This is a genomic window from uncultured Campylobacter sp., assembly GCF_938039205.1.
GTDB lineage: Bacteria > Campylobacterota > Campylobacteria > Campylobacterales > Campylobacteraceae > Campylobacter_A.
The window spans coordinates 29474-41606 of record NZ_CALHVM010000023.1 but is presented as its reverse complement, the minus strand read 5'-3'; the positions used below and the strand labels follow the sequence as shown (position 1 = coordinate 41606).

Here is a 12133-nt window from a genome sequence, read left to right as displayed (position 1 = left end):
AGTATCCTAGCCGAAAACTATTTAAAATCCAGCCGAGCCGGGGAATCAAAAAAGGACAAAAAATGAAAGAATTTATGAGTTACGAGGCCTCTCTTGAAATTTTACGCTCTACGCTGGCTCCTTGGGACCGCGTAGAAAAGGTCACTCTCACACAAGCACTTGATCGCCGCATCGCCGTAGATATCGTGGCACAGGACAACTACCCCGCCAAGCCAGTCTCTGCGATGGACGGATACGCGTTTGCGTGGCAAGAGGATTTGAGCGAGCTTGAGCTCATCACCGACCTGCCTGCGGGCAGCGATAAAGGGCTAAAGGTGGGGGGCGTAAAATGCGTCAAAACCTTCACCGGCTCGCTAATGAGCGAAGGCACCGACACGCTAATCCCTGTCGAAAACGTCGAGGTATCAGGCGGCAAAATCCTCATCAAAAAACCCGTACCAAAGGGCTTTGCCGTGCGCGAAGTGGGCGAAAGCTACAAAAAAGGCGAAATCCTAATCAAAAAAGGCGCGACGATAGGTTACGCCGAGACTGCGCTGTTAGCCGAGCTTGGGATCTTTAACGTTAGCGTATTTGTGCGGCCCAGAGTCGCAGTACTGGCGACTGGAAGCGAGATAAAAGACCTCGGAGAGCCGCTAGAAAACGCCGCGCAGATCCACAGCTCAAATCACGTAGGCATCGCGGCGATGGTGCGCAAAATGGGCGGCGAACCCGTACTGTGCGAGATAGTACGCGACCGTGCCGAGCTCGTAAAAGACGCCATCGTCCGCGCGCTAAAATCAGCCGACGTGCTCGTCACCACGGGAGGCATCAGCATGGGCGACTACGACTTCGTAAAAGGCGCGCTGGGCGAAAATTTCGACATCATCATAGACGGCGCCGCGATCAAACCGGGCCGCCACATCAAGGTCGCAAAAGCGGGTGAAAAGTATATATTTGCGCTGCCGGGCTTCCCGTACTCGGCGATGGTGATGTGCGTGCTCTACGTGCGCGTGCTACTAAATGCGTGGTTTGGCGCTAGCGAGCCTAAAATCACGGCGATCATGGGCGAGGACTACAAAAAGCGCTCGCCGTTTTTGGAGTTTACGGCGGTAAATTTAGTAAATCGTGACGGTAAAATTTACGTAAATCTTGACGGTAAAAAGCTGGGCAGCTCGGCGATCGTAAACAACCTAACAAACGATGCCGCGCTTTTAATCATCCCGAAAGAGACCGAATTTATCGCAAAGGGCGAGATAGTCGAAGTGCTAAAAATGGTCTAAATTTGGGGCTAAATTTGAGTTTTGGCGTTTGGGGTTGCGGGTAAATTTAACGGTCAAATTTGAGCCGCAAGAATGGCGCATTTTCACAAAGAAAAAAGCTGTAAATTTGACCTAAAATTTAAGCTAAAACAAATAGCGCCGCGTTTGCTATTTTTATTTACGCTAACACGGTTTAAACGCGCACCGGGTCAAATTTATATGAGCTGCATTAAATTTGGAGCCATTACGGCAAGGACGAACAAATTTAAGCTTAACTAAAAAAGCGCCTAGCAAATTTGGTCAAACATTCCGGCGCCAAATTTCAGCCCGTGCGCTCCGATTTACCCCGCGCAAAAGCTCGCTAACCTCTAAATTTTGCCGCGCAAGTGCTCAAATTTAAAGCTTTTAAATTTACGACTAGTTTGCAGTTTTCTTAGTCGCCAGCCCTCTCACTCAAACGCCCTATAGTGAGCCTCGTCGGCAAACTCCAGCATCTCCTTATCGCCTCTACTGTCGCCGTACGCGATCACGCGATCAAAGGCGTCCGTGTCGTACGCCTCGCGCACGCGGCGTACCTTCTCCGCGCCGTAGCAGTTGGCGCCGTCGATCTCACCCGTTATCACGCCGCCCTTTTTCTTGATGCGAGTGCCTAGCAGCTCGAGCCCCTGCGCCCTGCACCACGGAGCCAGCCAGTCCTCGAGCGACGCCGTCACGATCACGACCTTGTCGCCGTTGGCCTTATACTCGGCGATCTTTGCCATCGCAGAAAATTTCACGATATCTTCGATGTGCGTGTTTGAGTATTTTTTGCAAATTTGAGCAAATTTATCCGCGCTCATACCCGCAAAAAAGTACGTCATCAGCCGCCTACGAGCGTAGTTGTTGCTGCAAATTTTTAGCTTATAGCCGATCAAAACGGGCGAAAGCCAAAAAATACCCCGAAAAAATTTCTTAAATCCCACGACGTAAGCGATAAACTCCAGCAGCGAGTCGTCGCGCGTGATCGTCCCGTCAAAGTCGAATAAAACCAGATTCATCTTCGTCTCAAATTTTAAATTTGCGCGATTATACCGTGCTAGCGTTAAGGGACGGCAAATTTATTCTTTAATATTTATTCAGTTTAACTTTTAGATTTCTTTTGTTCTTCTGCCTTTTCTTTTATCGAGTCCTTATTTTGTTTGTAAACTTCTTTTAGGTCTTTAGTCATTGAGTCTATATCTGAATTTTTAATAGTCTCTTCTGCCATTTTTTTCAACTCTTCCTCACTTTTTTCCTCAAAATTGTTATGAGAAACAAATAGTTGATCTAAGATATTAAGATATATCAATCCAGAAGCAATAACAGATACAAAAGTTATTGCGGCTCCACTAATAGAGCTCAAAAATGGAATCATTGAAAAAACTGCATTTAAACCAAAAGATAAAATCATATAAGAAGCTAAATTTGATACTATCCCGGTAGCAATAGATTTTATCATATTTTCTGAAAATTTTACTCCTAATAAATCTCCAATCTCAATAAACATATGCCAAACCGCTGTTACGATGATAGCAGGAGTTGCAAAAGAGCCTACAAATGGAAAAGCCCCCCTACTATAGCCGAAACAGATGCGACTTGAGCATGTGTAACTAAAATATTAGATATTTTAGCTGGCAAATGCTCACCTACAAAACCCTTAACTATTTTTGGTATAGCTTTAGAAACAATATCGTCCAAACTCATTTTTAATCCTTTCTTGTGGTATAAAATTTACTTAAAATATGGAATTGTAGCACAAGTGTTAATATAATATTATTAATTCTTAATTCTATTTATAAAGAATTAATATTAAATTTCTCCTCAAGGCTCTTTAGCACGTATTTTATAAGCTCAAGCCCCTTTGAGCGGTGAGAGATTTTTAGCTTTGTAGCGTCGTCTAGCTCGCCAAGCGTGCGCGTAAAGCCTTTGGGGATAAAAAGACTATCGTAGCCAAAGCCGTTGCTGCCGCGCTCGTCGTTTATTGCCGTGCCGTGCATAAAGCCGTGCGCCGTAAAATCGCCCAAATTTGAGCTAACCGCGATACAAGCAGTATAAAACGCGGGCGAGCTGGTCAAATTTAACGCATTTAGCTCAGTTATCAGCTTTGCGCGGTTGCTAGCATCGGTCGCGCTTTTGCCCGTTATCTGTCCCCGCTCGTTCATATCGCTAAATCTCGCAGAGTAAATCCCTGGCCTGCCGCCAAGAGCCTCCACGCTGATGCCGCTATCGTCGCTTAGCGTGATAAACTCGTCCGCCAAATTTAGCTCGCGTAGCTTAGCGTGCACCGCGCGAGCTTTGATTAGCGCATTTGCGGCGAAAGTCGCGCCGTCCTCGACGATCTCAAAGGGCTCGCAAATTTCACGCAATGCGTAAATTTCGTAATCTTTTAAAAAATCTTTTATTTCGCGTACTTTGTCGGAGTTGGATGTTGCTAAAACTATTTTCAAATTTTTCCTTTTTCTAGCTTGTCTTTTTGGTTCTTTTTACGTAGCTTGCTAAAATTTTACTCGGCAGGCCAAGTGCCTAGCCTACGCAAAATTTCATCTACGCAACCGTAAAAATAATCCAAAAAATACTTCGCTATGCTATTTTTTAATCCTCGCATTTTATCAAATTCGACTTTAATTTACGTATTATCAAAATTCGGGTAAAATCACTCCTTTAAAAAGGAAAATTTATGATAGTAAAAAGCGCTTTACCTTTATCTTTTATCATCGGCAGTAGGTTTTTCGGACTATTTATCATTTTGCCCGTTATCAGCGTCTACGCGCTCGAGCTCGAGGGGGCGACCGAGTTTTTAGTCGGTGTTCTTATCGGCGTTTACGCGATGTCGCAGATCACGTTTCAGGTGGTTTTTGGCTACGTCTCGGACCGCTTCGGGCGCAAAAACTCGATGCTGATTGGACTACTAGTTTTCATCGCGGGAGCTGCGATCTGCGCGGTGGCAACTGATATCTACACGATGATTTTTGGTAGATTTATCCAGGGTGCGGGCGCGATAGGAGCCGTGGCGATCGCGCTAATGAGCGATATGACTAAAGAGGAAGTGCGCGGGCACGCGATGGCGATGATGGGCGCGTTTATCGGCATTAGCTTTACGCTTTCTATGATACTCTCGCCGATACTTAGCGCAAAATACGGCCTTTCAAGCCTCTTTTACCTCTCGATCGCGGTTACGGTCGTTTGTATCGTGCTTTTATATACAGCCGTGGGCGAAGAGCCTAAATTTACGCATTCGCAGGCCAAAACGCCAGCCGTGAAGCTACTCTCAAACAGAAATTTACTACTCATGAACATCAGCAACTTCATGCAAAAAATGCTGATGTCCGCGGCTTTTATCGTGATTCCGATCGCCATCGTGAAGTATTTTGGCATGGATAAAAAAGACCTCAGCGGCATCTACTCTGTAGCGACGGTGTTTGGCTTTATCGCGATGGGCATAGGCGGCGCGATCGGCGAAACGAAACGCATAACAAAGCAAATTTTAGTCATCGGTGTCTCGCTTTTCGTCGTTTGCTACGGACTTTTCGCGCTCTCGCTCGGGCACAAGCCGCTATTTTACGCGGGCGTGATTATATTTTTTATCGGCTTTAACCTGCACGAGCCGATCTTGCAATCCATGGCGTCCAAATTTAGTAAAGTAAGCCAGAAAGGCGCGGTTTTAGGCATCTTTAACGCCTTTGGTTACATGGGAAGCTTTATCGGCGGTATCGGCGGCGGTACTTTGCTTAAATTTTACGGCCTTAGCGCGCTTTCCGCCATCGTGACGGTGCTTTGCGTCGTGTGGCTGATCGCGCTAAAATGGCTAGATAACCCAAATATCTTTAAAAATATCTATCTGCCGTCAAGCACGGATGCCGATCTAGCTGAGATCGAAAAGCAAAAAGGCGTCGTGGAGTGCTACAAAAACGCGCAAAATCTGGTCGTGAAATACAACTCCAAGCTAACAAACGAGGCCGAGATAAAGCAAATTTTAGGCGTTTAACGGGCCTTACGAGCGGTACAAATTTACCGAGTCCGTCCGAGCAAAATGCCGAAACTTCAGCTCGCGCGCCGTTTAATAATGCAACGACGCCGAACGCCTAAATTTAGCCGATTTTTAGCTATTTTTAAATACTATTATCAAAATCTAATCTCAAAAAAGGATAAAAATGAGCGATCTAAAAAAACAAATCGACGAGCTTTTCGAGGACAAAAAGATGTCCGTTTACGATGCAGCCAAACAGCTAAACGTACGCGAATACGAAATCCTGCAATACCGCGGCGATGACGAATTTAAGGAAGTCGGCGCAGAAAATTTGATGAAAATTTTTGAAGAAGTCAGCACTTGGGGCGAGATGCTTTTCATCAAAAATACGCCTGAGTTTATCATCGAGATCAAGGTGAGCGTGCCTATGCCTAAAAAAGCGAGAGGATTTTTAAATTTCACCGATAAAACAGGCTTTTTGGGCGGCCACCTAAAAGAAGAATCAATCTCCAGTATCGGCTTTGTGAGCACTAAATTTATGGGATTTCTCGGGCACAGCCTGCACTTTTACGACGCGGATCACAACGTGATCTTTAAGCTTTTTGTAAATCGCAACGAAAAAATGAAACTAGACGAAGCGCAAGAGCAAAAATTCCTAGCGCTAAAAAATAGCTTTTGATTTTAGATGGCTTTGCCGCGGGTAAATTTTGAGGTTTTATGATGGCTAAAATTTGCAAAATTTACGACGTTTTGATAATCGGAGCGGGCGCGGCAGGGCTATTTTTGGCGGCGAATTTACGCGGTAAAAACGTCGCCATGCTCGAAAAAAATGCAACTCCTGGCAAGAAAATCCTAGCTAGCGGCGGAGGCAGGTGCAACGTCACAAACCGCCGTATCGATGCATCAAACTACCTCGGCGACGCGGATTTTGCCACAAATATCCTAAAAAATCTATGTTTCAAAGATGTTTTAAAATTTTTTGGCGAGCTAAAATTTAACGAGCAAAAGCAAAATCAATTTTTCTGCGAAAGCGGCGCAAAAGACGTTTTGGGCGTACTTTTAAAGCGCGCTAGACAAAGCGGTGCGCATATATTTTGCGGCGTTTGCGTGAAAAGCGCTAGAAAAATTTTGACCGATGAAAACGGCCAAATTTTAGACGTTTCTCCCGCACAAAATTGTGATAAAAATTTGACAGATTTTGAGACGAAATTTGATCAAAACGAGCAAAATTTAAACGAAGTTTTTGAAGTTGTTGCTGAAGACGGAGAAAAATTTTACGCTAAAAATCTCGTCGTAGCTAGCGGTGGACTAAGCTACAAAAGCCTAGGCGCCAGCGATATCGGCTACGAAATAGCGCAGGGCTTTGGTATCTGCGTCATCCCGCCCGCGCCCGCACTCGTAGGATTTACCGTGCAAAAAGACGAGTTTTGGTTTAAAAATTTAAGCGGAGTTTGCTTTCCGGCCCAGATTAGCGTAGCTTGCGCAAACAAAAACGCCGCAAACCGCGAGCCAAAAATGCCGCGCAAATTTGCAGGCGACATACTTTTCACTCACAAAGGCATAAGCGGACCGGCCGTGCTAAATGCTTCGCTTTTTTGGCGAAAGGGCTTAATCGCGATAAATTTTTGCCCGAATTTTAGAATCGAAACCGCGCAAAAAAGCAAAAAACAGCTCAGCACTATCTTGCCGCTACCTAGGCGATTTACGCTCGAGTTTTTGCGCGCGGCGGGGCTTAGCGACAAGCCTTACGGCGAGTACAAGGCGGATGAAATGGCGAAAATCTCGCGGCTATTTGCTTACGAATTTGCGCCTGCTGGCACGTTTGGCTTCGAGCGAGCCGAAGTCACCAAAGGCGGCATAGACACAGACGCGCTAGACGTAAACTGCGGCCGTGGCGGCACTCGCGGGCTTTACTTTATCGGCGAAGTTTTAAACGTGACGGGGATGCTCGGCGGGTACAACCTGCACTTTGCGTTTGCCTGCGCGGCAAATTTGGCAAAGCGGTTAAACGCCGAGTAGCGACGACCGAGTCAAATTTGAGTGGCAAATTTGGCTTCTCTCGAAACCCAATCGCTAATTTTACAGCTCTTTTATCTTTGCTTCCACCTCTGCTTTTAGGCTTTTTGCGTGTTTATCGTTGCTTTTTTCTAAAATTTTATTCGCGATTTTAAGAGCTTTTTCGTAGTTTTGCAGCGCCTCAGTCTTGTTGCCAAGACCCACCAGATCGCCCGCCATCAGCGCATAGTACTTCGCTCGTAGCAAATTTACGCCGTCTGCGCCAAAAACCTATTCGTAAATTCTAAACGCGACGGCGTATTTTACGTATGCGCCGTTAAAATCGCCCGTTTTATAGAGCGTATCGCCTAGCCCCGCGTAACAGCCCATCAGATCTTTTTGCATATTCTCGTCGCCAAGCTCATAGTATCTGATCGCCAAGCCGAAATTCGCTATCGCCTCATCGTATCGCCCCAGCAACGACTGCGCGCTAGCTACGCCGTGATAGGGCTTTGCTAGCGCTTTGTGCTCTTTGCCCAGCCCTTTTTGTAAAATTTTTAGCGAACGCTCATAGGCCTCAAGCGCCTTTTGCAGTTCGTTTGTTAGCATAAAAAACGCGCCTGCGTTATTTAGCGCCATTATAGTGTTTTCATTCTCCTCGCCGTACTCAGCCAGGCAAATTTGAGCGGCTTTTTCGCCCGCTATCGACGTAGCCGCGGCATCGCGATCAGGCTTTATAAACTCATCTATGCTGCGCTGCATCGCCTCCTCGCAACTCATCCCAAACAGCCAAATCGGAAGCAGAAAAATTAAAATTTTGCGCATAAAATTCCTTTAAAATTTCGCGCTATTGTAACTACTAAAAGCAAATTTTATATAAGCTTTGGATAAAATCACTAAAATTTAAAGGAGCCAAAATGTCAAATATCTTAATCATAGGCGCGGGCGGCGTGAGCCAAGTCGCGACCGTAAAATGCGCGATGAACGCGGACGTTTTTACAAAAATCACCCTTGCAAGCCGCACCAAAAGCAAGTGCGACGCGATCGCTAAATTTATAAAAGAGCGCCTTGGCGTAGAGATAAAAACCGCGCAGATCGACGCTGACGATACAGCGGCTGTTGTGGAGCTCATCAAACAAACAAAGGCTGATTTGCTACTAAATGTCGCGCTGCCATATCAAGACCTAACTCTTATGGATGCTTGCGTAAAGGCTGGCATACCTTACATCGACACCGCAAACTACGAGCACCCAGACACGGCGAAATTTGAGTACAAGCTGCAGTGGGCGAAGGATAGTGACTTCAAAAACGCTGGCACCATGGCGCTTCTTGGCTCTGGCTTTGACCCGGGCGTGACAAACGTATTTTGCGCCTACGCGCAGCAAAATCTCTTTGACAAGATCCACGAGATCGATATCCTAGACTGCAACGCGGGCGATCACGGATATCCGTTTGCGACGAATTTCAACCCAGAAATCAACCTGCGCGAAGTGAGCGCAAAAGGCCGCTACTGGGAGCGCGGCGAGTGGAAAGAGACCGAGCCGATGGAAATAATGTTTAAGTGGGACTACCCGAAAGTGGGCGTCAAAGACAGCTACCTGCTCTATCACGAGGAGCTAGAAAGCCTCGTTAAAAACATCAAAGGGCTAAAACGAATCCGATTTTTTATGACCTTTGGGCAGAGCTATCTCACACACATGAAATGCCTAGAAAACGTCGGCATGCTGCGCATCGACGAGGTCGAGCATAACGGCGTAAAAATAATTCCGATCCAATTTTTAAAGACCTTGTTGCCTGATCCTGCGTCGCTCGGTCCTCGCACGAAAGGTAAAACTAACATCGGCTGCGTGATACGTGGCTTAAAAGACGGCAAAGAGCGCCAGGTCTACATCTACAACGTCTGCGATCACGAAGCTTGCTACGCCGAGACGGGCGCGCAGGCTGTTAGCTACACCACAGGCGTACCGGCGATGATCGGCTCGATGATGGTCGCCAAAGGCATCTGGAGCGGCAAGGGCGTCTTTAATATGGAAAATTTCGACGCCAAGCCTTTTATGGATGAGCTAAATAAGCAGGGCTTGCCGTGGGAGATAATCGAAATGAAGCCAGGAGAGAGGTACGAAGTCTAAATTTAGGCTTGTCTTTTTCTACTTATACTTCGTTGAAATTTGATTTTTATGCTCACGTATCAAATATACGCTCCGCTTAAAAATCAAATTTCGCCTCGTCTAAGCGAAAAATACTGCGCCTTGCTCTACTGCATTTAAATTTCTAGTTTAAATTTTGTACCGCTTGCATTCAAATTTTACATCAAATTTAATTTAAGCATCCGCACCGAAAGGCGTTTAAATTTAGCTACAATCGCGCAAAATTTATCAATGCGAATTTGAGTAAATTTAAAGCTCTCAATCTCCAGTCGCGTAAACCCTGCGCCCACTCAAATAACAACAAAAGGAAAATTTTAAACTCCAAAAACTTCGCTATCTTTTTAGTCGTACTAAGCGCGCTCATGGCTTGTACATCGCTATCTACGGACGTATATCTACTGCTATGCCTATAATGGAGCGGCAGTTGCACGGAGACTCGGAGCTTACGATAATGGGCTTTTTGATTGGTTTCGCCATCGCACAGCTCGTCTGCGGCCTATCAGTGATAGGATCGGGCGTAAAATCCCGCTTTTCATCGGTATGGCGCTCTTTGCGATCGGATCAGTAGGATGCGCGATGTCGGACAATATGCTGCGCCCTTTTCTGGTGTGTGTTTCAGGCCGTAGGCGCATGCGTAGGACCGATGCTAAGCAGGGTAATGATTAGCGATCTTTTCGGTAGCTCGCAGGCCGCACAGATGCTCTCTACGCTGGTTATCATCATGGCGATAGCGCCGATAGTGGGTCCGTTATTGGGCGGCGCAATACTGGAATTTGGCTCTTGGCACGGGATATTTTGGCTGATGGCGCTAGCTAGCGCGGTTATGTTTGCGATGATTTTTTCTCTGCCGGAGACCTTGCCGCCGCAAAAGCGCTCCACAAAGCCAATCGCATCGTCTTTTAGAAACTATCTAAGATTATTGCAAGACGCCAAATTTATGCGCTACACTCTTAGCGTGACGTTTTTCTACGTAGCCGCCTATGCCTTTATCACGGGCTCATCGTTTGTATATATCGATTATTTCGGCATTCCTAGCAAATACTACGGATTTTTATTCGGTATAAACATCGTGGGCGTCATGGCGCTAAGTTTCGTAAACAAAAAGCTGGTAAAGCGCTATGCGCTAAACCGCCTACTCATAGTCTCCACGCTCGTCGCCGCGCTTGCTGCCAGCGTACTGTTTGCGTTTGCGTTTTTCAAAACGGGCGGCGTTCTTGGCGTGATAATCCCGATGTTTTTCGTTTTTAGCATGAACGGCATCATCGCTTCTTGCTCCAATGCCGCCGCTCTTGATAGCGTGCCGCAGGAGATGAAGGGTTCGGCCGCTGCGCTCATCGGCTCGCTGCAATACGGCAGCGGCATCCTCTCCTCAGCGATGCTTGCGGCGTTTTCTGCGGGTACGCCGTGGACGATGTCTCGGATAATAGCTCTGTTTGTTTGGCTAAGCGCGCTCGCGGCGTATTTTAATAAATAAATTTAGCCTTGCGGGTTTGACTCAAATTTCGGTCAAACAAAGCCAAAAATCAAATTTGGCACCGGCGGGCCGAGCTAAATTTTACTTTCTCTTATTTTCGCTTTTTTGTGCGTTTAGCGCCTCAAATTTCTGCTTTAAAATTTTAAAAACTTCATGTTTTGAGAGCTCGTATTTGTCGTATATCACGGCATCGTCGTCTCCGATAGGCTGCATGAGGCCATCAGCTGCGTCGCGGTCTAGTTTGCCTCTTTTAAATCTCACGTTTAAAACGTCGATTTTGCGTTTGGCGTCTACCATGCGAACGCCGATCTCTTCGATATCTTTAAAGTAAAATTTAGCGTTTTTGCCGCCCTTTTGCACTAAAAATCCGTCGTCATCGATGCTTAAAAAGCTAACTTGAAATATCTTTTTCACGCAAAAAACGGCGCAGATCACGGCGACGACCACGGTAAAAATGCCGGTCCCGCCTATGCCGTAATAAAAATACCCTGCACATCCCGCCGCAAACAGCGCAATAGCCAAAAATAGCGCGCTTACCGCCCCTTTTTTATTTTCTTTCGTCGTCATTTTTCGCCTTAAATTAAATTTTAAAGCTCATTATATCTTAAGTTATCGATTTTTCGGCATTATAGAATAAAAAACGAGGATAAAGAGGCAAATTCGGCGCAAGCTAACTCGTTCGCGCCGAATTTGAAAGTTATTTTATTTTAGCTTCCATAGAGATTTCTACGTCGGGATAGCTTTTACCGCCGTGAAACGCCTTAGAAGCGGTAGCGAATTTTGCAAAAGTCTCGTCTAGCTTGAAATCAGCCAACAGATCGATGCCTATTTTAGCCTTTAGCTTACCGCTCTCGACCGTGTACTGCGTTTTGTAGGCTTTGGAGTTTCCTTTGACGCTTACTTCGACTTCTATTTCGCCAGCCTTGTCGTCGCCGCTAGCTGATACTATTTTAGCTGAAATTACGTTACCGTCAAAGATTATACCGATACGTTTGTCGCGATCGGGAAGCTTTGTATCGATATTTTTAGGATCGATGTTAAACTCAAAGGTTTTTAGAAAATCGGCAAAATTTGCGTTTTCCGCGCTTTTAAAGCCAAGATCTTTAAACGTACCCTCGACGGCTGTTTTGTTAGCTAACTTATAACCAACGAATTTGACGCTAGGGTTGCCATCTACACTAAAAGCAAATGCCGAAGCAGCCAAAATAGATGTGACAAGCGCACCTGAAATAATTTTTTTCATACACTCTCCTTAAGATTAAGATTAATAACTAATATCATTAGAACAGGAATT

The 12133-nt window shown here is 45.9% G+C and carries 14 protein-coding genes; 6 read left to right on the top strand and 8 right to left on the bottom strand.

Going from position 1 to position 12133, the window contains the following annotated elements; genetic code table 11:
• Window positions 1-62 precede the first annotated feature (62 nt).
• Window positions 63-1259: a molybdopterin molybdotransferase MoeA gene (locus Q0394_RS02960; RefSeq protein WP_298945498.1), complete on the top strand. Its 1197-nt coding sequence runs from the start codon at window positions 63-65 to the stop codon at window positions 1257-1259.
• Window positions 1260-1687: 428 nt separating this feature from the next.
• Here Q0394_RS02960 and Q0394_RS02955 read toward each other — a convergent pair whose 3' ends face one another.
• From Q0394_RS02955 to Q0394_RS02940, 4 genes are all read right to left on the bottom strand, one after another.
• The gene (locus Q0394_RS02955; protein WP_298945497.1) at window positions 1688-2275 is read right to left on the bottom strand and encodes an HAD-IB family hydrolase; all 588 of its coding nucleotides are present in this window, start codon (window positions 2273-2275) and stop codon (window positions 1688-1690) included.
• An 83-nt stretch (window positions 2276-2358) separates the two neighbouring features.
• Window positions 2359-2763, bottom strand: a complete 405-nt coding sequence (locus Q0394_RS02950; protein WP_298945496.1) for a hypothetical protein — start codon at window positions 2761-2763, stop codon at window positions 2359-2361.
• Between the two features lie 44 nt (window positions 2764-2807).
• Entirely contained in the window at window positions 2808-2960 is a 153-nt protein-coding gene (locus Q0394_RS02945; RefSeq protein ID WP_298945495.1) for a hypothetical protein, read from the bottom strand.
• A gap of 89 nt (window positions 2961-3049) precedes the next feature.
• On the bottom strand, window positions 3050-3703 hold the full coding sequence (locus Q0394_RS02940) for a non-canonical purine NTP pyrophosphatase (RefSeq protein ID WP_298945494.1): 654 nt from the start codon (window positions 3701-3703) through the stop codon (window positions 3050-3052).
• A 233-nt stretch (window positions 3704-3936) separates the two neighbouring features.
• Between Q0394_RS02940 and Q0394_RS02935 the strand changes: the two genes are divergently transcribed.
• The 3 genes from Q0394_RS02935 (at window position 3937) to Q0394_RS02925 (ending at window position 7242) form a co-directional block, all read left to right on the top strand.
• Window positions 3937-5241 (top strand): MFS transporter, encoded by a 1305-nt coding sequence (locus tag Q0394_RS02935; RefSeq protein ID WP_298945537.1) that lies wholly within the window; start codon window positions 3937-3939, stop codon window positions 5239-5241.
• A 166-nt stretch (window positions 5242-5407) separates the two neighbouring features.
• Window positions 5408-5902, top strand: a complete 495-nt coding sequence (gene hutX / locus Q0394_RS02930) for a heme utilization cystosolic carrier protein HutX (RefSeq protein ID WP_298945493.1) — start codon at window positions 5408-5410, stop codon at window positions 5900-5902.
• A gap of 41 nt (window positions 5903-5943) precedes the next feature.
• Window positions 5944-7242, top strand: a complete 1299-nt coding sequence (locus Q0394_RS02925) for an NAD(P)/FAD-dependent oxidoreductase (RefSeq protein ID WP_298945492.1) — start codon at window positions 5944-5946, stop codon at window positions 7240-7242.
• A gap of 60 nt (window positions 7243-7302) precedes the next feature.
• On the opposite strand, the gene Q0394_RS02920 is transcribed toward Q0394_RS02925, so the two are convergent.
• Both Q0394_RS02920 and Q0394_RS02915 read right to left on the bottom strand, forming a co-directional pair.
• Window positions 7303-7485, bottom strand: a complete 183-nt coding sequence (locus Q0394_RS02920; RefSeq protein WP_298945491.1) for a hypothetical protein — start codon at window positions 7483-7485, stop codon at window positions 7303-7305.
• 24 nt (window positions 7486-7509) lie between these two features.
• Entirely contained in the window at window positions 7510-8043 is a 534-nt protein-coding gene (locus tag Q0394_RS02915; protein ID WP_298945490.1) for a tetratricopeptide repeat protein, read from the bottom strand.
• A gap of 92 nt (window positions 8044-8135) precedes the next feature.
• On the opposite strand from Q0394_RS02915, the gene Q0394_RS02910 reads away from it, so the two are divergent.
• Both Q0394_RS02910 and Q0394_RS02905 read left to right on the top strand, forming a co-directional pair.
• Window positions 8136-9347, top strand: coding sequence for a saccharopine dehydrogenase family protein (locus Q0394_RS02910; RefSeq protein ID WP_298945489.1), 1212 nt, complete (start codon window positions 8136-8138; stop codon window positions 9345-9347).
• Between the two features lie 676 nt (window positions 9348-10023).
• Window positions 10024-10839, top strand: coding sequence for an MFS transporter (locus tag Q0394_RS02905; protein ID WP_298945488.1), 816 nt, complete (start codon window positions 10024-10026; stop codon window positions 10837-10839).
• 81 nt (window positions 10840-10920) lie between these two features.
• Here the strand turns inward: Q0394_RS02905 and Q0394_RS02900 are convergent, their stop codons facing one another.
• Both Q0394_RS02900 and Q0394_RS02895 read right to left on the bottom strand, forming a co-directional pair.
• Window positions 10921-11406, bottom strand: coding sequence for a molybdate transport repressor (locus Q0394_RS02900; protein ID WP_298945487.1), 486 nt, complete (start codon window positions 11404-11406; stop codon window positions 10921-10923).
• 130 nt (window positions 11407-11536) lie between these two features.
• Window positions 11537-12082, bottom strand: a complete 546-nt coding sequence (locus Q0394_RS02895) for a hypothetical protein (RefSeq protein ID WP_298945486.1) — start codon at window positions 12080-12082, stop codon at window positions 11537-11539.
• Window positions 12083-12133: the final 51 nt, after the last annotated feature.

Excerpts from the sequence above, each read along its gene's own strand:
- Q0394_RS02960 (WP_298945498.1), top strand. The coding sequence starts at position 63 with ATGAAAGAATTTATGAGTTACGAGGCCTCTCTTGAAATTTTACGCTCT.
- Q0394_RS02955 (WP_298945497.1), bottom strand. The coding sequence starts at position 2,275 with ATGAATCTGGTTTTATTCGACTTTGACGGGACGATCACGCGCGACGAC.
- Q0394_RS02950 (WP_298945496.1), bottom strand. The coding sequence starts at position 2,763 with ATGTTTATTGAGATTGGAGATTTATTAGGAGTAAAATTTTCAGAAAAT.
- Q0394_RS02945 (WP_298945495.1), bottom strand. The coding sequence starts at position 2,960 with ATGAGTTTGGACGATATTGTTTCTAAAGCTATACCAAAAATAGTTAAG.
- hutX (WP_298945493.1), top strand. The coding sequence starts at position 5,408 with ATGAGCGATCTAAAAAAACAAATCGACGAGCTTTTCGAGGACAAAAAG.
- Q0394_RS02925 (WP_298945492.1), top strand. The coding sequence starts at position 5,944 with ATGGCTAAAATTTGCAAAATTTACGACGTTTTGATAATCGGAGCGGGC.
- Q0394_RS02915 (WP_298945490.1), bottom strand. The coding sequence starts at position 8,043 with ATGCGCAAAATTTTAATTTTTCTGCTTCCGATTTGGCTGTTTGGGATG.
- Q0394_RS02910 (WP_298945489.1), top strand. The coding sequence starts at position 8,136 with ATGTCAAATATCTTAATCATAGGCGCGGGCGGCGTGAGCCAAGTCGCG.
- Q0394_RS02905 (WP_298945488.1), top strand. The coding sequence starts at position 10,024 with ATGATTAGCGATCTTTTCGGTAGCTCGCAGGCCGCACAGATGCTCTCT.
- Q0394_RS02900 (WP_298945487.1), bottom strand. The coding sequence starts at position 11,406 with ATGACGACGAAAGAAAATAAAAAAGGGGCGGTAAGCGCGCTATTTTTG.
- Q0394_RS02895 (WP_298945486.1), bottom strand. The coding sequence starts at position 12,082 with ATGAAAAAAATTATTTCAGGTGCGCTTGTCACATCTATTTTGGCTGCT.